General features: G+C 55.2%; 16 protein-coding genes and 2 tRNA genes. 12 read left to right on the top strand and 6 right to left on the bottom strand.

All coding sequences use genetic code 11. The features are described from left to right. Nucleotides 1–28: 28 nt before the first annotated feature. Genes BQ9843_RS05420 through rpmH form a run of 5 tightly spaced genes read right to left on the bottom strand, consistent with a single transcriptional unit; the run spans nucleotide 29 to nucleotide 2127 of the window. Nucleotides 29–583, bottom strand: coding sequence for a Jag family protein (locus tag BQ9843_RS05420; protein WP_075844208.1), 555 nt, complete (start codon nucleotides 581–583; stop codon nucleotides 29–31). 30 nt (nucleotides 584–613) lie between these two features. Next, nucleotides 614–1384, bottom strand: a complete 771-nt coding sequence (locus BQ9843_RS05415) for a YidC/Oxa1 family membrane protein insertase (RefSeq protein ID WP_075844207.1) — start codon at nucleotides 1382–1384, stop codon at nucleotides 614–616. 28 nt (nucleotides 1385–1412) lie between these two features. Further along, nucleotides 1413–1646, bottom strand: a complete 234-nt coding sequence (gene yidD, locus BQ9843_RS05410) for a membrane protein insertion efficiency factor YidD (RefSeq protein WP_075844206.1) — start codon at nucleotides 1644–1646, stop codon at nucleotides 1413–1415. Next, nucleotides 1639–1968: a ribonuclease P protein component gene (gene rnpA, locus BQ9843_RS05405; RefSeq protein ID WP_075844205.1), complete on the bottom strand. Its 330-nt coding sequence runs from the start codon at nucleotides 1966–1968 to the stop codon at nucleotides 1639–1641. The genes yidD and rnpA overlap by 8 nt, the downstream gene beginning before the upstream one ends. 15 nt (nucleotides 1969–1983) lie before the next feature. Continuing rightward, nucleotides 1984–2127, bottom strand: coding sequence for a 50S ribosomal protein L34 (gene rpmH, locus BQ9843_RS05400; RefSeq protein WP_022387171.1), 144 nt, complete (start codon nucleotides 2125–2127; stop codon nucleotides 1984–1986). Nucleotides 2128–2420: 293 nt separating this feature from the next. Between rpmH and BQ9843_RS05395 the strand changes: the two genes are divergently transcribed. The 7 genes from BQ9843_RS05395 (at nucleotide 2421) to gyrA (ending at nucleotide 13436) form a co-directional block, all read left to right on the top strand. Then, nucleotides 2421–3692, top strand: a complete 1272-nt coding sequence (locus BQ9843_RS05395; protein WP_230205608.1) for an ATP-binding protein — start codon at nucleotides 2421–2423, stop codon at nucleotides 3690–3692. Further along, nucleotides 3685–5379: a DnaA ATPase domain-containing protein gene (locus BQ9843_RS05390; RefSeq protein WP_075844204.1), complete on the top strand. Its 1695-nt coding sequence runs from the start codon at nucleotides 3685–3687 to the stop codon at nucleotides 5377–5379. The genes BQ9843_RS05395 and BQ9843_RS05390 overlap by 8 nt, the downstream gene beginning before the upstream one ends. A gap of 228 nt (nucleotides 5380–5607) precedes the next feature. Next, entirely contained in the window at nucleotides 5608–6708 is a 1101-nt protein-coding gene (gene dnaN / locus BQ9843_RS05385) for a DNA polymerase III subunit beta (RefSeq protein WP_022387168.1), read from the top strand. A 26-nt stretch (nucleotides 6709–6734) separates the two neighbouring features. Beyond that, on the top strand, nucleotides 6735–7805 hold the full coding sequence (gene recF / locus BQ9843_RS05380; RefSeq protein ID WP_407641412.1) for a DNA replication/repair protein RecF: 1071 nt from the start codon (nucleotides 6735–6737) through the stop codon (nucleotides 7803–7805). Beyond that, nucleotides 7789–8349 carry a hypothetical protein gene (locus BQ9843_RS05375; RefSeq protein WP_075844202.1) on the top strand — a complete coding sequence of 187 codons (561 nt, stop codon included), beginning with the start codon at nucleotides 7789–7791 and terminating at the stop codon, nucleotides 8347–8349. The genes recF and BQ9843_RS05375 overlap by 17 nt, the downstream gene beginning before the upstream one ends. Before the next feature lie 114 nt (nucleotides 8350–8463). After that, on the top strand, nucleotides 8464–10494 hold the full coding sequence (gene gyrB, locus BQ9843_RS05370) for a DNA topoisomerase (ATP-hydrolyzing) subunit B (protein WP_075844201.1): 2031 nt from the start codon (nucleotides 8464–8466) through the stop codon (nucleotides 10492–10494). A gap of 227 nt (nucleotides 10495–10721) precedes the next feature. After that, nucleotides 10722–13436, top strand: a complete 2715-nt coding sequence (gene gyrA, locus BQ9843_RS05365; RefSeq protein WP_075844327.1) for a DNA gyrase subunit A — start codon at nucleotides 10722–10724, stop codon at nucleotides 13434–13436. A 106-nt stretch (nucleotides 13437–13542) separates the two neighbouring features. Here gyrA and BQ9843_RS05360 read toward each other — a convergent pair whose 3' ends face one another. Beyond that, complete coding sequence (locus BQ9843_RS05360) at nucleotides 13543–14043, bottom strand: bifunctional nuclease family protein (protein ID WP_075844200.1); 501 nt, start codon at nucleotides 14041–14043, stop codon at nucleotides 13543–13545. Between the two features lie 182 nt (nucleotides 14044–14225). Between BQ9843_RS05360 and BQ9843_RS05355 the strand changes: the two genes are divergently transcribed. From BQ9843_RS05355 to typA, 5 genes are all read left to right on the top strand, one after another. Continuing rightward, a tRNA-Ile gene (locus BQ9843_RS05355) sits at nucleotides 14226–14302 on the top strand. Nucleotides 14303–14368: 66 nt separating this feature from the next. After that, nucleotides 14369–14444 (top strand) — tRNA-Ala (locus tag BQ9843_RS05350). A gap of 383 nt (nucleotides 14445–14827) precedes the next feature. Beyond that, nucleotides 14828–15394, top strand: a complete 567-nt coding sequence (locus BQ9843_RS05345) for a J domain-containing protein (RefSeq protein WP_075844199.1) — start codon at nucleotides 14828–14830, stop codon at nucleotides 15392–15394. Between the two features lie 24 nt (nucleotides 15395–15418). Beyond that, the gene (locus BQ9843_RS05340) at nucleotides 15419–15868 is read left to right on the top strand and encodes a hypothetical protein (protein ID WP_022386548.1); all 450 of its coding nucleotides are present in this window, start codon (nucleotides 15419–15421) and stop codon (nucleotides 15866–15868) included. Nucleotides 15869–15966: 98 nt separating this feature from the next. Continuing rightward, the gene (gene typA / locus BQ9843_RS05335; protein ID WP_075844198.1) at nucleotides 15967–17805 is read left to right on the top strand and encodes a translational GTPase TypA; all 1839 of its coding nucleotides are present in this window, start codon (nucleotides 15967–15969) and stop codon (nucleotides 17803–17805) included. The last annotated feature ends 181 nt before the right edge of the window (nucleotides 17806–17986 follow it).

Here is a 17986-nt window from a genome sequence, read left to right as displayed (position 1 = left end):
ACCCTCTTTCAAGCATATAAATAAATACTTATGCCACGGTAATAACAACACGACGCTCGGGGTCCGAACCTTCGGAGTGAGTATCGACCTTCTTGTTCTCACGAAGAGCGATATGAACAAGACGACGCTCATAAGCACTCATAGGCGGAAGGCTAACAGTGGAATGCTGACGCACTGCGCGTGCGGCAGCGGAGTGAGCCATGGAAATAACCTTGTCATGACGACGGCTCTTATATCCCTCGACGTCAACAGAAACCGGATAGCGGAACCCAAGACGACGACTCACCAGAAGCGAAAACATCGTCTGAAGGGATTCCAGGGTACGGCCATGACGACCGATAAGAACCGCAAGATCGGGGGCGGTCACATCGAGAATGAGCTCTCCTTCATCACCCTCATACTCATCGATGGGGGAATCGGAAGCGTCAAAATAGCCAAGGATAGAACGAAGAATAGAGATAGCAACATCAGCGATGGTGTCGAGCTGCTCATCAGTGAGCTCTTCGCCTGCTTTATATGCTGCGGCGATTTCCGGATAGTCACCTGAATACTCAGTAGACGTTTCCTCGTTGATATCAGACATGAAACACTCCAATTATTAGGTACCTAATAATTACTTCTTCTTGTGCGGACGCGGCTTGTGCTCACGGCGAACAACATCGACCTCGATAGGAGCATTGGCCATACGCTCCTCTTCCTCGGCCTTCGCCTTATCGATAACCTTCTGGGTAACGAAGATCTGCTGGACAACCTGCCAAGCGGAGGATACATCGTAGTACAGAAGAACACCGGCAGGAAGGCTCCAGCCAATGAACAGCATGAAGAAAGACATGATGATGGCCGTGGTCTTTACGGTCTGAGCCTGAGCGCCCGTCTGGTTGCGAGACATATAGAGCTGCGGAATAAGCGTCAGAACGGCAAAAAGCAGCAACGCGACGACATACGGTGCGGCAACGCCAAAACCCTGAGGCAAGGTAGCGGCAACAGAGGTCTGAAGGTTGGGAAGGATGCCATAGAAGGAGAAGGTCTCTCCGTCAAAGTAATCACCAAGGTGCTGGAGAAGCGTAAACAGGGCGCACAGGATGGGCATCTGAATCAGCAAAGGCAAGCAGCCGCCAAAGGGGCTGAACTTATTCTCGGCGTAAAACTTCTGCATCTCCCGCGACTGACGCTGTGGGTCGTCGGCATAGCGCTCCTGAATCTCCTGAATCTTAGGAGTAAGCACCTGCATGCGAGCGGTAGACTTGCTCGACTTGATCATCAGCGGCGTCAAGAGCAAACGAATGATGACAACCAAGATGATGATGGACAGACCCCAGTCGACAGCAAACTGCTGAATCAACGCAAGAATCTGAAAAAGGACGTTAACGATCCAATCCCACATGTAATAATCCTCCGATACGAATCATGCCTCACGGCACGGGATCATAGCCGCCGTCATGCAAGGGATTGCACCGAAGAATGCGGCGCAATCCAAGCCAGCAGCCTTTAAGAACACCATACTTGCCCACAGCTTCGACAGCATATTGCGAACATGTGGGGAAGTATATACATGAATCGGGTAGGAGGGGTGAAATATAACGCTGATAGCACCGAATGAGCGCTATGGCCGCGCGCTGAAGAGGCGACCGACGCGCACTATCCATCCAAACCAGCCCGAACACATAAGGACTCAAGAGCCGCCGTCATCTCTGCGGGAGAGGATGTGCGGGTCTTGGGGGTTGCAAATAGAATGATCTCGTACCCATCTCTCGGTAGGCGACACGTACGTGCGGCTTCTCTCAAAACGCGCTTAGAGCGATTGCGCACAACGGCGCAACCCAGCCTTTTGGCAGCAACGAAGGCGACCCGACCTGGATCGCCTTCGTTGCTTGAACCACATATAACCATTCTTATCAGGGGATGGTTATACCGCTTCCCCTGCGTGAACACATGCTCGAAATCTTTTCGAGACTTCAATGTCCTCATGCGAGAAGCATGCGCTTATTTATCGCTGACGGTCAGACGCTTGCGGCCCTTGGCACGACGGCGAGCGAGCACGGCGCGGCCGCCCTTGGTAGCCATACGAGCACGGAAGCCGTGAGTCTTAGCACGCTTGCGCTTATTAGGTTGGTAAGTACGCTTCATGGTAAAAATCCTCCTGCTGCATTTCGTGAGTTCACGATTTAGACACCTGAGCTTTGAAATTGTAGGGAATATGATGCGCCGATGTCAATCAAAAGAATCTAAAAGAACCCAAGTCACCATAGGTTTCTTCACGTTTTTCAAACCTTTTAAAACACTCAACGATTGTTTTCACACTTTTTCATGCTTTTTTCTCAAGTTTTCAACAGCTCACGTTGAAAGCGTTGATAACTTTTCATTGCGTTTTTTCACTTTTCATCCATTTGGGAAAAGTTGTTGAAAACTGAAAAAACCTTATGCACGTTGCTGCTATCCTTGAAGACACGAGAAAACTGTTGAGAAAGAAAACGATGTCAGACGATTTCTACCCCTTTGTGGACTCGGGGGATCCGGCACCCGATAACGCCCATCTCACCGGTAAAGCGCAACAACATCACGCCTCCGAGCAGGAGGAGACCGCGAGCGTGAGCTACGCCACGCGCATCGCTATCTATGACGATATGTTCTCGACACCGCGCGTCATTGTCATCTCCCCGCAGGCAACACGCCCCTACCTCGAGGAAATCACCAACACGGTGTATAAAAATATGAAAGAGCAAGGCGGCTCCATCTCGGTGATGGTTATCCGTGAAATCGTGGAAAACTTCATCCACGCCCATTTCATGGAACCGATCATCTCGATTCTCGATGGGGGAAACACAATTCGTTTTGCAGATCAGGGACCGGGAATCGAGGATAAAGAGCTAGCCTTCGAGTTTGGCATCACATCTGCCGATAGCGACCAAAAGCGTTATATCCGCGGCACGGGAGCGGGCTTTCCCCTGGTTCAACAATATCTTGAAAATGCAGGGGGGATCGTTTCTATCGAGGACAACCTCAATGGCGGAACCGTGGTGACAGTCACGCTCGACCCGGCTCGTGTAAACGAGATCTCGATGTCCCATACATCGGGGGCAATCAGGGGCGCGGTACCTCACCCCATGGATATGTCCACGGGCGCGGGAGCGACAGGGGCAATGGGGGCGCCGGGGATGCCCACCGCGGGCATGCAGCAGCAATGGCAGCAGATGATGCCGCAGCAGCCGGGAGCATGGCAATATCAGATGCAATATGGCCAGCAGGGCATGCAGCCCCCGTATCAACAACCCTACAGAATGCAAGGCGCATACATCCCCGCCGCCTACCCTCAGCAGGGATTTCCTCAACAGGGATACACGACGCCGGGATTTCCCCAGCAAGGATACCCAGCGGTTCCCCAACAGGCATACCAGCAGGCAACGCCCGCAATGGGCATGCCCACAATGGGCGGGCCGGCAGTGCAGGCGAATGCAATTTTTGTCAGCCCCCGCGGTCAGCAGGCCCTATCTTTCCTGATGTCCAACGCCACCTGCGGACCCACCGACCTAGGACACGTATTTGGATCGTCTCCGGCCACATGGTCACGAGAGCTCTCCAACCTTCAAAGATCGGGCTTTATCCACAAGCACGGTCAAAAGTACATGCTCACCGACACAGGCCGAGCATGGATGGAAGAACAGATGCCCCGAGAGGATGTGAACAATGGATAACGAGGCCCAGATTCTCCTCGATGACATCATCTCGTTTTGCCAGCGCGATGGGCTCGACACGCGACTCATCAACATGCTCGGTCAATCCGTCCCCGTGTCGCTGGACGACGAGTCTCTCACTCTGCAGGTTCCAAGCAGGTTTGCATCAACCTACCTGCTCAAGCAGCAGGAGACGATAGAGCGCTATCTGGAAGAGATTACCTTTGCACCGATGGCACTCAGAGTCGAGGTCCCCGCGATGCCCGCGCCGGCACAAGTACAGCCGCCGGTGCCCCAGGCATCTGTCCAAGCAGCATATTCACCAGCGGCAGCACCCGCAGCCCAAGAGGCGAACGTATCTTCAAAATCAGTTGAAAACCGCGGCTTCGCAGCGCAAGCGAGCGCGTTTTCCGATATACCGATGCCGCATCGGACCAACCGAGACGCAGAGCCCACAAGCGTCAAAGTCAACAACACGATGACGCCCGAGATGTTTCAGCGCATGATGAACAGCATAAAACAGCAGGAGACGGCACCGATTGCTTCACGTGAAACCACACCTGTCGAAGAACCTCAACAGGCAAAGACAATCGGGCCCGCCACGGGCATTAACTCGAAGTTCACCTTCGACACCTTCGTCCCAGGTGTGGAAAACAGGCATGCGTATCAATCCGCTCTACGTTTCACAGCAAGCGTGGAGGTGCCGGGCGAGTGCACATCACTTTTCATCTACGGAAAATCGGGCTTGGGCAAAACGCATCTTCTGTTTGCAATCAAAAACTTCTTGGCGGTCGACAAACCCGAGATCACGGTTAAATACGCCAATAGCCAGACCTATATCGATGACTTTATTAACGAAGTTGCCAAGCAAAAAAACGACGGGCACAGCATCCTTCGCGAATATCACGAGGCCAACGTCTTGATCATCGACGATATTCAAAACATCATCGGTAAGCAGGCGAGCATCGACTACTTTTTTAGCTTGATGGACGAATACATTCGCGAAAACAAGAAAATCGTCATCGCCTCAGACCGCGCGCCAAAAGACCTTGGCATGGATGAGCGCCTCACGAGCCGCTTTAGCTCCGGCATGCTCTGCCTTATCTCTGAGCCTGGATTCGAAATGAAGTACCTCATCTTGCAAAACTATTGCAAGCGAATGGCTTCCAATACGCACGAACTTCCCGCAGCCGGTGTGCCATCGATTTTCTCCAACTTGCAGATGCACGAAGGGCACCTCACCGAAGATCATCTCAAGCATATGGCGGAGGTATCGGGCAACAACATCCGCGAGCTCGAAAGCTTCTGCGAGCGCTGCGCCAGCCTCTCTTATGAAAAAGAACAGGCTGGAAAAGAGCTGTCCGCAGAGGATATCGATGCGGTGGCAAACGAGTACTTCGATACAGCGAGAAAGGTTATTGCGCCCAAAACCGTGCAGTCTGTCGTGGAAGGCTATTACAACATCAGCCATGAGGACATGATTGGCAGAAAGAGGCAAAAAACAATCGCGTTTGCCCGTCATGTTGCTATCTACCTGGTAAATGACATGTGTGATGTGAAATCCCAGGCCGCCCTCGGAGCAGTATTTGGACGAGACCACGCCACCATTGTCCACAGTATCAGCGTCGTGGAAGGAAAACTTCGAGAGGATGCTAATTTTGGCGAGGAGCTCGCACAGCTCAAGAACAAGATCATCCTTAAGTCATAATCATTGTTGAAAAGTAACGGAAAAGAAGAGGGAAACTTGTCGGCAACTTCTGGGAACGCGTTGAAAGATTTCGTGCGCGTGCAGGCTGTTGAAAAGAACGGGCGTTGTCAACAGGTGGAAAGCTGAAAAGAAAAAGCCTTTTACCTGCGAAAATGCCAGTAGTCAACTTCTTCCACCGTCTTATTACTATTATTAGATTTATCTATATATAGAAGAAAGGTAATAGAGATGCGCTTCACCGTCAGTCAGTCTTCTCTCGCAGATGCTCTCGCCATCGTACAAAAGGGCATTGCGAGTGCATCTACACTTCCCATCCTCTCCGGCGTTCTCATCAAAGCGGAAGACGGTGTTCTTGAGTTCCAAACAAGCAACTACACCATCTCTATTCGTCATCGTGTTGCCGCCCGTGTGGATGAACCTGGTCGCGTGGTTGTTCCCTGCAAGATGCTCGCCAGTATTACAAAGACGCTTCCTGACGCGCCGGTTAACTTTGTTGTGGAAGATCGACAGGTTTCCATCACCTGCGCCAAGAGCTCCTTTAGGTTGAACACGCTCGATGCAGTCGATTTCCCAGAGTTCCCCACACTTGCTCTTGAGCGTTCTGTCGAACTTCCTACCGACATTTTGTCCGAAATGGTATCGCGTGTTTGGCGCGTCACCTCTACCGATAAGAACCGTCAGGTTCTCACCGGCGTGCAGATGACGGTTGAAAATAACATGCTGCGCCTGGTGGCCACCGACGCATATCGTCTTGCGGTGTGCGATACGCAGGTGGAGACTTCCTCGCTCGAGGGGAGCTTTGAGCTCATTGTTCCTTCCGACGCCTTCAATGATGCCCTGTCCATCGCTCCCGCCCATGGCACCATCACTGTGGGCGCCACCGACAACCAAGTTGTTTTCATGGCCGAGAACACGACATATGTGGCGCGCCGCATCGAGGGTATGTTCCCGGACTATAAGGGTCTTTTGCCTGATACCTGTTCGACTTCGGTCAATCTCGACGTCTCCTCTTTTAATGCTGTACTCAAGCGCGTCACCGTTGTTGCGCCTTCGAACTCTGCCGTTCGCTTCGATGTGGACACCGATGCAAACACCCTTACGCTGTCTGCGTACTCCAGCGATCAAGATCAGGCGAGCGAGACGATCGAGACCGCTGTTGAGGGAACCAACTGCATGGTTGGATTCAACTACAGCTACATCTTTGGTTGCCTGAATGCGCTTGGCCACGAGAAAGAGATCACGCTTGAGCTTACCGAGGGACGTCCGGGCGTCTTTAAGTCTTATGACAAGATCAACTACATCTATCTGGTCATGCCCGTTCGTGTCTAATGGATGTGCTCGCACGCACTCTTTCGGTGCATAACTACCGCAGCTTTAAGGAATTTGATGTCGAGCTCGACCCCGATATCACGATTCTCATCGGCCGCAATGCGGTGGGGAAGACCAACCTCATAGAGTCGGTTCAGCTGTTGACGGCGGGACAATCGTTTCGCCGTCCCACGGCATCTCAGCTGGTGCGCAACGGCGAGGGCACTTGTCGTATCGATCTTTCGTTTACGGGCGAGGGACGGCGGGTCGAGCACGCGCTTGTCTGTTCCGAGGGAAAGAAGAGCTTCTTCTCAAACGGCAAACGTACTTCGGCCGCCGGGATGCGGGGCTTGGTTCCAAGCATATTGTTCTGCCCCGACCACCTCGATATGATCAAGCGCGCAGCTTCGCATCGCAGGGCTGCGCTCGACGATTTCGGCATTCAGCTCAACGATCGCTACGCCCATCTGGTTTCGTCATATGCTCGCATCGTCGAGCAGCGCAACAGTCTGCTCAAAGAATATCCCGTTCCCACCGACTTGTTGGGGGCATGGGACGAAGCGTTGGTACAGACGGGCTCCGCCCTGCTTTCCCATCGGCTGTCGCTACTCGAGCGCATTCGCTTGCGCATGGTTGACGCCTACCGTGCCATCGCGCCCACCGAAGCCCTCGGCCTTTCCTATCAGTCGACGGTGGGAGAAATTGACATATCGACTTCGCGTGCCGAGATAGAGGAGCTCTTCCGTGGCGCCCTGGGCCGCGCAGCCGAGGACGAGCGCCGCCGCGGTATCACGGTGGTGGGGCCGCATCGTGACGAGATCTCCTTTTCCATCGATGGAAGGGAAGCGCGCGACTTTGCGAGTCAAGGGCAGCAAAGAAGCCTTGTGCTTGCTTGGAAAATCGCCGAGGCGGAGGTGGCGAGCGATATTTTAGGTAGATACCCCATGTTGCTCCTGGATGACGTGATGAGCGAGCTCGATGCGCGCCGCCGCGAGGCGATAACCGGGTTTGTGCGAGGCGAGATTCAGACGATCATCACCACGACGAATCTGGGCTATTTTTCCAACGATGTTATAGACCGCGCGAAGGTGGTGCATATCGATGGCGAGAAGAAGTGATCGCTTTGGCGCCACGCAGGGGCTCGGAAGCATCCTCGAGCAGGAGAGGCGCCGCATTTACGACGATGCAACCCCTGCCAAGCGCGAAGCATTTTTAGAGGCAGAACGGGCGTGGGAGGTTTACCGTGCCTGGAATACCGTTTGCGCCCGCACGCGCGAGGGTCAGCATGTGTGCGGCCTGCACTTTGTCCCCGAGACGCGGGAGCTCATCGTGTACGTCGACGGCTCCTCGTGGGTCAACGAACTCACCGTTTTGCGCGAGATTATCCGTGCGCGTATGGAGGCGTGTGGGGTGCGCGTCTCGGCTCTGGTGTTCAAACTGTCCCGAAAGGGATATGAAGCCCCGCGCGCGGCATCTTCCGTTGCGAACAAGGTCAAGTCCTCGCCTTGCGCAGGTCTGCCTCGAGCCGAACTTTCCTCTGCCGATGTTGCCGCAATCGATGCTCGTGTTTCCCATATCAAGGATGAAGGTCTTCAAAGAGCGCTTAAATCTGCGATGGGCGCGGGGCTTTCGCTAGACAAGACCCGCAAATCAACGAAATAGCCATATTCGGCCTCTGGTGGCCCCAGAGCGCTATTTGTACCTTATGTAGGACCCTGAATGTAGGCTAGAATATGCAAGGTTATCTCTATTTGCGTAAAGAGAGGGAGTTGGCGCGTGGCTAAAGAAGAGTCATACGATGGCAACGAAATTAAGATCCTTGAGGGTCTTGAGGCCGTTCGCAAGCGTCCGGGTATGTATATCGGCTCGACGAGCTCTTCCGGATTGCATCATCTGGTATGGGAGATCGTCGATAACGCGGTCGACGAGGCCATGGCGGGGTATTGCTCCAAGATTTTGGTGACGGTGCATGCTGACAACTCCATCACCGTTGTTGACAATGGCCGCGGTATTCCTGTGGATGAGCACCCGGTCAAGAAGATCCCGACTCTCGAGGTCGTTATGACCATCCTGCATGCCGGCGGCAAGTTTGATAACTCCGCCTATAAGGTGTCGGGTGGCTTGCACGGCGTTGGCGTTTCGGTTGTTAATGCCTTGTCAAAGAAGATGGTCGTACAGGTTAGGCGCGATGGCAAAATCTACGAGATGCAGTTCTCGCGTGGCAATACCGTGGAAAAGATGAAGGAAGTTGGAACTTCCCAGGAAACGGGTACGTCCGTGACCTTCTGGCCTGACGGGGAGATCTTCGAGACCACCGTTTATGACTTCGACATCCTGCATAATCGCCTGCAGGAAACGGCGTTTTTGAATAAGAATCTCGAGATCGTCCTCACCGATGAGCGTGAGAGCACACCGCGCGTAGAGGAATTTTGCTATGCCGGAGGTATTATCGACTTCGTCAAATTCCTCAATGAGGGCAAGGATGTCCCTGAGGCCCTAAAGGACCCCATCTATATCGAGGGAACGTCCGAAGAGGGAGTTCCTACTGATAGGATGGGAGATGTCGAGGTTGCCCTGCAGTGGAATACGTCGTATTCCGAGACGGTCATGAGCTTTGCCAACGATATCTACACCCCCGAGGGAGGTATGCATCTCGAAGGATTCCGCACCGCGCTTACACGTGTGATCAACGACTATGCACGCAAGCAGGGCATCCTCAAGGAGAAAGAATCCAACCTCACAGGTGATGACGTGCGCGAGGGCCTTTCTGCCGTCATCTCCGTCAAGCTTGCCGACCCGCAGTTCGAGGGTCAGACCAAGGCTAAGCTCGGCAGCTCTTTTATGCGTACGCTGGTGCTCAAGATCGTCACCGACGGTCTGACCGATTACCTTGAGGAGCACCCCAAGCAGGGTCGTGAAATCGTCAAGAAGGCCCAGCAGGCATCCAAAGCTCGCAACGCGGCACGCAAGGCACGCGAGGCGACGCGCCGCAAGAGCTTACTCGAGACCGCGTCGCTCCCTGGAAAGCTTGCCGACTGCTCGGTGCGTGATGCCGAGATGACCGAGCTCTTCATTGTAGAGGGCGACTCGGCAGGTGGCTCCGCTAAGGACGGCCGCCGCCGAGACATCCAAGCCATCTTGCCCCTGCGCGGCAAAATCTTGAACGTCGAGCGCGTGGGCGATCACCGAGCTTTCTCCTCCGACACCATTCAGTCGCTCATCACGGCCATTGGCTGCGGCGTGACTACGGGTTCGGGCGATGGCGGAGATTTTGATATCACCAAGGCCCGCTACCACAAGATCATCATCATGACCGATGCGGATGTCGACGGCGCCCATATCCGTATCCTGCTGCTTACGTTTTTCTACAAGTACATGCGTCCGTTGATCGATGCCGGCTATGTCTACGTGGCGTGCCCGCCGATCTTTGGCATCAAGGTGCGCAACAAGATTCACTATGTCTATCCCAACGGCAGGCAGCCCGAAGACGAGATCTTGGCCGATACCATCCGCAGTCTTGGCCTCAACCCCGACGATGGCGATGAAGAAGGTAGGGCCGAGGGCGGCAAGATCACCAAGAAGCGCAAGGGCTACACCGTTCAGCGCTACAAGGGTCTGGGAGAGATGGATCCCAAGCAGCTTGCCTCGACCACCATGGACCCCAAGACCCGTATTCTGCAGCGCGTGACTATCGAGGATGCCATCACTGCCGACCGCGCCGTGCGAGAGCTCATGGGCTCCGAGGTTAGCTATCGCCGTGAGTATATCGAGAAGCATGCCCACGACGCTCGCTTCCTGGATGCCTAACCTGCGCGGCTTTCCCAGGCACCCGACCTTGCTCTTCAATCGACGGTCGCGTACCTAAGTACGCTTCCCTCCTCTTTCAAGGCAATCTCGGGCACCTGGAAAACCCGTCTTCGTTGTCGGGAGGATAGCGTTTTTCTCTCGGTGAAAGTTCTGGGACGGGTTGATTGAGCAGCTGCATGAATGAACGTAACCACGACCAACCAAGGAGGTAGTACGTGGCGGAAGATATGAACAATAACGACAACAAGCAGTCGGAGGGCATGCCCGACGATCTGCGCCGTTTGCTCGCGCGGGCAGAACAGGGAGAGGACGGAGATCCCGACTCCTATAACCCCGACGCCGAAGACGAAGAAGAGGATGATGACGCGGAGCTCGAGGAGAGCTTTGGTGCCGTGGACCGCGGTACCGATGCCGGCGAGGATATCAACGGTGGTCAGCTGCAGATTTCCGAGTTCGGTCAGGAAATGAAGCAGTCCTTCATCGAGTATTCGATGTCGGTCATCACCGCCCGCGCCCTGCCGGATGTTCGTGACGGCTTGAAGCCGGTTCACCGTCGTATCCTATACGCGATGAACGAGAGCGGTATCTATCCCAACCGCCCGCACAAGAAGTCTGCCTGGACCGTCGGTGAAGTAATCGGTAAGTACCACCCGCACGGTGACTCGGCGGTCTACGAAACGATGGTGCGTCTTGCCCAGTGGTTCTCGATGCGCACCCCGCTCATCGACGGCCATGGCAACTTTGGCAACATCGATGGCGACTCCGCGGCTGCCATGCGTTACACCGAGAGCCGTTTGGCGAAACCCGCCATGGAGCTCCTGCGCGATTTGCAAAAGGACACCGTTGACTGGCAGCCCAACTACGACGAATCCCTGGCAGAGCCTGTTGCCCTGCCGGCGCGTTTCCCCAACTTGCTGGTCAACGGCAGCCAGGGTATTGCTGTTGGCATGGCGACGAATATCGCTCCGCACAACCTTACCGAGGCAATTGAGGCGACCTGCTACCTCATCGACAATCCAGACGCGACGGTCGACGAGCTCATGCAAATCATGCCGGGACCCGATTTCCCGACAGGCGCCATCATCATGGGCTCCGACGGTATTCGTCAAAGCTATGAGACTGGTCGCGGTTCCATCACCGTGCGCGCCAAGGCTCATGTCGAGACCACCAAGACGGGCCGCAACCGTCTGGTGTTCACCGAGATCCCCTATATGGTCAACAAGGGCACCCTGCAGGAAAAGATCGCTCAGCTGGTTAACGAGAAGCGCGTCGAGGGTATTTCCGATATGCGCGATGAGTCGAACCAGAAGGGTATTCGTCTTGTCATCGAGCTCAAGAAGAATGTTATCCCGCAGGTTGTTCTCAATAACCTCTATAAGTACACCTCGCTACAGACCACGTTTGGCGCCAACAACCTGGCGCTTGTCAACGGCGTACCCAAGTGTCTCTCCCTGCGCGAGATGTTGCAGTACTACATCGATCATCAGGTTGATGTCGTTACCCGCCGCACGCGCTTTGACCTTAAGAAGGCTCAAGCTCGCGCGCACATCCTCGAGGGCTATCTCATGGCTCTCGACCATATCGACGAGGTAATCTCGATTATCCGTTCTTCGCGTACCGATTCCGAGGCTTCTGCTCGCCTGATCGAGCGCTTTGGTTTCACGACCGAACAGACCACCGCCATTCTTGAGATGAAGCTGCGTCGCCTGACCGGTCTTGAGCGCGATAAGATCCAAGAAGAACTGGACGGTCTGCGCCGCGCCATTGCCTACTACGAGGACCTTCTTGCCCATGAGGAGAAGATTCTGGGTGTGATTAAAGAGGAGATGCGCGAGATCTCCCGTAAGTTTGGCGATAAGCGCCGCACCAAGATCGCAGCGGCGGAGCGCAACCTCGATGTAGAGGACCTCATTGCCGATGAGGATATGGTCGTCACCATCACCCATACCGGTTACGTCAAGCGTATTCCTGTGGCTGCCTATCGTGCTCAAAAGCGCGGCGGCAAGGGCGTCACGGGCGTGAGCTTGAAAGAAGACGATGTCATCGAAGAGATGTTTATCGCCAGTACTCATGAGTACGTGCTCTTCTTCTCCAACCGTGGCAAGGTGTATCGCCTTAAGGTTCACGAGCTTCCCGAAGGTTCGCGTCAGGCGCGCGGAACGGCGATCGTTAACCTGCTGCCGTTCGAAGAGGGCGAGAAGATTGCCAGTGTGATTTCTTGCCGCGAGTTCCCCGAAGATGAATATCTGCTGTTTGCAACCAGCAGCGGCATGATTAAGAAGACAGTTATGAGCGCTTACGACCGCAGCCGTCGCGATGGCATTATCGCCATCAACCTAAAAGATGGCGATGCGTTGCTCAACGTTCGCCGCGTGCGCGAGGGCGACAAGATCATCATGGCGACGACCGCGGGCAAGGCTATCGTTTTCGGCGAGGATCAAGTGCGTGTCACCGGCCGCGATACCAGCGGTGTGCGCGGCATCACTATGAAAGACGGCGCAAGTGTCCTGGGCATGGAGGTTTCCAACGGTACGGGCGACCTCTTTGTCATCACCGAGCACGGCTTTGGCAAACGAACTCCGGTCGCCGACTATCCTGAGCAAAACCGCGGCGGCCAGGGCGTCTTCACCATTCAGATGACCGACCGCAAGGGCCAGCTGGCGGCAATGAAGACCGTGGGGCCGCAGCATGAGCTGTTTATTGTCACCGAGGGAGCCACGGTGATTCGCGTGAAGACCGACGAGATTTCTCAGACTGGTCGCGCGACACAGGGTGTCAAGATGATGACTGTGGCGGATGGCGACCGCGTGACTGCCGTTGCGCGTATGGAGAGCGCTACAGAGAAGGCTGAGGCTTCCGGAGAGGCCGAGGAAAAGCCCGAGGAGGCTTCTGGCGACGATGGCGCGGCAGAAGAGCCTGCCGGGGATTTGATTGACGAATAGCCGGTTTATCGTCGACATAGAAGATGACTAAAGAAGGGTCCATCCATTGGATGGGCCCTTCGTGTTTGAGGCGAGGGTTTATGTTGCTGTAAGAAAGCTGGGTCGACTAGAAGTCGTCGGGGGAGAGCGTGTGGACGAACTCGTCGAATTTTTGCTGCTCCGCCTCATCGTTCGTGTCGGTCTGGTATGAGAAGGTGCCCGCGCGGTTCATAATGTCGTCCTCAACATAGATGGGGGCGTTTACGCGCACAGCAAAAGCGAGTGCATCGCTTGGGCGCGCATCGACTGCGTGCTCTTTGCCATTTTGATCGAGAATGATGACGTTGGCGAAGAAAACCGGGGTTTCCATGTGGGAAATCTCAACGCGAGCGATTTTGGCGCCAAGCTTTTTAACGGCATTGACGGTGAAATCGTGTGTGATAGGTCGTCCGGGGTTCTTCCCGTCAATTCCCTGGCTCAGCGCAGCGGCCTCGAAGGACCCAGTCTGGATGGAGAGGGCGCGAAGAGGGGCTTCGTTTGACTCTGAGGTTTCGCGCTCGCGTAGGACGATGAGGGACGGATGTGGACCGGCGGCCATAACGATGGTTTCGATATCAACGCGGATCATTATGGCACCTCCTTATAGACGATGATGGGATAGGAATATTTCACCTGCTTGAATCGGATAGTAATAGTACCCAAAATAAGGGGAAAGCGCGTGCGATTTCGATATATGAGCCAACTAAAAAATTTTTTAAAAAAGTCGTTGACTTAGAAAAACGGCCTGGGCTAATATAGTCACCGCGCGATGGACCTGTAGCTCAGTTGGTTAGAGCGTCCGGCTGATAACCGGGAGGTCACAAGTTCGAATCTTGTCAGGTCCACCACCTTTTCTTTCGCAATAGACACCCCAGCGAGAGCCGAGTCGCCGCTGGGGTGTTTATTACTGATGTGGGGGTTTAGCTCAGCTGGGAGAGCGCGGGCTTTGCAAGCCTGAGGTCAGGGGTTCGATCCCCCTAACCTCCACCATTTGAAATTAAGGCCGCAGCCGAGAGGTTGCGGCTTTTTTGTTGCCCGTGCACGGGATCGAACCCCGTGAGGGTGCGGAGCTGAGTGAACGCGAAAGCGTTCGCCAGCGCAGCACGCAAGGCGCGCACGCGCCGCAGCGCACCGCGCGGCCCGCCGCGCGCGATCCCCCTAACCTCCACCATTTGAAATTAAGGCCGCAGCCGAGAGGTTGCGGCTTTTTTGTTACCCGTGCACGGGATCGAACCCCGTGAGTGCGCCATTCTCCGGAGATATAAAGCTCATGCGTCTGTCCACCCTTTGAGTGGAGAAACCTGCCGCGCGTAAGCTCGTGCCGGCGTTATGTGACAATTACTATCGATACATCGTTGCATTTAGGAGGTGCTATGACGCGGGAAGAGGCATTGACGGCGCTGGGGCTCGAGGGCGATGCTACTCAAGATGAAATCACGGCAGCCTATCGCGAGCTTGCTCAAATGCTCCATCCCGATAAGTACGGCACGAGCAAACGTCTGCGCGAGCGTGCGGAGCAGCAAATGCGTGTTATCAACGAGGCGCGCGATACACTCTTGCGGGGTCGTGCGGTAAGACGCCCGGCATCTACTTCTGCAACCGCCACGGCTCAAGATATCTATATCGAAGCGACTATCCGCGCCCGTGCTGCCGAGACGGCGCGTCTTGCGGTGGTTACCTCCCTTCGCACGATGAGGGAGCGGCGTCAAGGCAGGATCACCATGCTCGTTATCTCCCTTGTTGTCGCACTCGTAAGCTCGCGTCTTCGTGGTACAGTTGGTGCGCTGGCCTTTTCCATTTCATCCATGCTTGTCCTATGGGGCGGGGTTGATGTGGTGATGCTCGGAAATCAGATCCGTGTATTAAAGCAGCGCTCTCTCGAGCTGCTGCGAACGCGCGACCGTGCACGGGAGATTGCCCAGCAGGCACAGGAGCTCTAAGACAAACAGGAAGGGACTTGCTCGATGGCACAAAATCCAAGCGATACCGGATCGGTATCCGAAGCCCTCGATGGCATGGTGTGTAACCTGTTGGGGGCCTATCTTGATTCCCTTGCTGAAGGGGAGGACCCCGGTGTTGTCCTGGCTATAGAGGACGCTCAGAGCAACTGCTTCCAGGCGGCATTTACCGATGACGGTGAAGAACAATGTCTGGATGCTGCGGAGGCTTTTGTGCAGGGTCATGCCCAGGGTTACAGCGAAGAGGGCGTGGGGCCCATCGAACGCTATGCTATCGCCTACACGGGCGCCGTCGATATCGACGGCTGCTACGAGGATGCCATCATGGTGAGCTTCTTTGAATGCGGCATGGACGTCGCCTATTCGGCGTATGTTTTGTTCTCACATGCCGGCGAGGGCGAAAACTTTATGTGGAGCGACCCTGAACCCGCAGGTGAAGAACCTCCATTGCTATAAAACTCTATTACTATAGAGAAGTTTTTTATGCCGAATCGCAGTCGAAGCGCCTATGCTTTGGCTGCATGTTATGTCGATAGTAGACAAAGGGGAACTGTATGCGTGTAGAGCACTTGAGGGACATCGCGATCATCGCTCACGTTGACCACGGCAAGACCACGCTGGTCGATAAGCTGTTGCGTGCAACGGATGCCTTCCGTGCCAACCAGCAGGTGCAGGAGCGCGTGCTGGACTCCAACGACCAGGAGCGCGAGCGCGGCATCACTATCTTGGCCAAGAACATCTCTATCGAGTACAAGGGCGTGAAGATTAACGTTCTTGACACCCCGGGCCATGCCGATTTTGGCGGTGAGGTCGAGCGCGTGCTGCGCATGGCCGATGGTGCCCTGTTGCTGGTCGATGCGTTTGAGGGTCCTATGCCCCAGACCAGGTTCGTGCTGCGTCATGCTATCGACACCGGCCTTTCTATCATGATCGTCATCAATAAGATCGACCGTCCTGGCGCCGATCCCGAGAAGGCGTATAACGACTGCCTCGACCTCATGGCCGACCTGGGCGCTACCGACGAACAGCTCGAATTCGCCATGGAGCACGTGGTTTACGCAAGCGCTATGAACGGCTTTGCCCGCCTTGACTCCAACGATGGCAACATGGACATGTATCCGCTGCTCGACATGATTGTCGACGACATGCCCGCTCCCGAGGTCGATGTGGATGGCCCTCTTGCCATGCAGTGCGTGACCATCGATCACTCGAACTTTGTCGGACGCATTGGCATCGGCCGCGTGTACTCCGGTACTATCCATGACGGCGACAACATCCTTGTGGTCAAGAATGATGGCGAGCGAAAGACCGCTCAGGTCAAGCAGCTGTTCACCTTCGACTATCTGGGCCGCACTGAGTGCAAAGAAGTTGGCGCGGGCGACATCGCCGCTGTCGTGGGCATTGATTCCACCGATATCGGCGACGTCTACACCGACCCCGAGAATCCCGTTGAGCTTGATCCCATCGAGATCGATCCCCCGACTCTTTCCATTGTTTTTGAGCCTTCGACTTCCCCGCTCGTTGGTCGTGACGGCGACATCGTCGGCGGCCGTCAGCTCAAGGAGCGTCTGTTTAACGAGCGCGAGAACAACGTGACCATGAAGATCGAGGAGCTGCCCGATAAGACCGGCGTCGAGGTTTCCGGCCGCGGCATCCTGCATCTCTCCGTTCTGATGGAGACTATGCGTCGCGAGGGCTTTGAGTTCCAGGTTGGTCGTCCCCGCGTGCTGTTTAAGCAGGATTCCAACGGCAACAAGATGGAGCCGGTGGAGCAGGCTGTTGTCGAGTGCCCCGACGAGTATTCGGGTAAGGTCGTCGAGGTCTTTGGTAATGCCGGTGGCATCATGACCAACATGGACGCCAGCGGTACGGTTACGCATCTTGAGTTCAAGATCCCGACCCGTGGCATCATGGGCCTCAAGAACCGCATCATGAACGTTACGCACGGTGAGGGCGTGTTCTATCACACCTTCCTTGAGTATGGTCCTTTCGCTGGCGATATCGGCGGCCGCAACAACGGCGCCATGATTTCGATGACTACCGAGAAGGCAGTTGCCTATGCTCTCGGAACGCTTCAGGAGCGCGGCCAGCTGTTTGTGGAGCCAGGCACCGAGTGCTATGAGGGTATGCTCGTGGGCGAGCGCTCCAAGCCGGGTGACATGGTGGTCAACATTGCGCGTACCAAGAATCTGGGTAACCAGCGTTCTTCCACGTCCGATATTTCCGTCCAGCTGGTTCCGCCTCGCACCTTCACGCTCGAGGAGGCGCTGGAGTACATCGTCGACGACGAGCTGGTCGAGGTCACGCCCAAGCACATTCGCCTGCGTAAGCGTCTGCTCAATGCGATCGATCGTAAGAAGGCCGCCGTTCGCGCTGCCAATATGAGCAAGTAGGGTTGTTCGGACACGGTCCGTCTTATTGAAAGGGCGGTCACCGGTGAGATGCCGGTGGCCGCCCTTTTTGCGTCGAAGCGTACGGTTGTACCCCCGTTTGGTAACGATGTGTGGCGGGTAATCGTGCGTTTCGGTGTTTAGATATGTTCATGTCGTCCTTCCTGAGGGCGATGTATGGCGG

It is taken from the genome of Collinsella bouchesdurhonensis (assembly GCF_900155365.1).
GTDB lineage: Bacteria > Actinomycetota > Coriobacteriia > Coriobacteriales > Coriobacteriaceae > Collinsella > Collinsella bouchesdurhonensis.
Note: the sequence above shows the minus strand (reverse complement) of the source record. Positions and strands in the feature narration are given on the sequence as shown.

Bases quoted from the DNA above. Each gene is read 5' to 3' on its own strand.
- BQ9843_RS05420 (WP_075844208.1), bottom strand. From the start codon at position 583: ATGTCTGATATCAACGAGGAAACGTCTACTGAGTATTCAGGTGACTAT.
- BQ9843_RS05415 (WP_075844207.1), bottom strand. From the start codon at position 1,384: ATGTGGGATTGGATCGTTAACGTCCTTTTTCAGATTCTTGCGTTGATT.
- yidD (WP_075844206.1), bottom strand. From the start codon at position 1,646: ATGGATAGTGCGCGTCGGTCGCCTCTTCAGCGCGCGGCCATAGCGCTC.
- rnpA (WP_075844205.1), bottom strand. From the start codon at position 1,968: ATGAGGACATTGAAGTCTCGAAAAGATTTCGAGCATGTGTTCACGCAG.
- rpmH (WP_022387171.1), bottom strand. From the start codon at position 2,127: ATGAAGCGTACTTACCAACCTAATAAGCGCAAGCGTGCTAAGACTCAC.
- BQ9843_RS05395 (WP_230205608.1), top strand. From the start codon at position 2,421: ATGCACGTTGCTGCTATCCTTGAAGACACGAGAAAACTGTTGAGAAAG.
- BQ9843_RS05390 (WP_075844204.1), top strand. From the start codon at position 3,685: ATGGATAACGAGGCCCAGATTCTCCTCGATGACATCATCTCGTTTTGC.
- dnaN (WP_022387168.1), top strand. From the start codon at position 5,608: ATGCGCTTCACCGTCAGTCAGTCTTCTCTCGCAGATGCTCTCGCCATC.
- BQ9843_RS05375 (WP_075844202.1), top strand. From the start codon at position 7,789: ATGGCGAGAAGAAGTGATCGCTTTGGCGCCACGCAGGGGCTCGGAAGC.
- gyrA (WP_075844327.1), top strand. From the start codon at position 10,722: ATGAACAATAACGACAACAAGCAGTCGGAGGGCATGCCCGACGATCTG.
- BQ9843_RS05360 (WP_075844200.1), bottom strand. From the start codon at position 14,043: ATGATCCGCGTTGATATCGAAACCATCGTTATGGCCGCCGGTCCACAT.
- BQ9843_RS05345 (WP_075844199.1), top strand. From the start codon at position 14,828: ATGACGCGGGAAGAGGCATTGACGGCGCTGGGGCTCGAGGGCGATGCT.
- BQ9843_RS05340 (WP_022386548.1), top strand. From the start codon at position 15,419: ATGGCACAAAATCCAAGCGATACCGGATCGGTATCCGAAGCCCTCGAT.
- typA (WP_075844198.1), top strand. From the start codon at position 15,967: ATGCGTGTAGAGCACTTGAGGGACATCGCGATCATCGCTCACGTTGAC.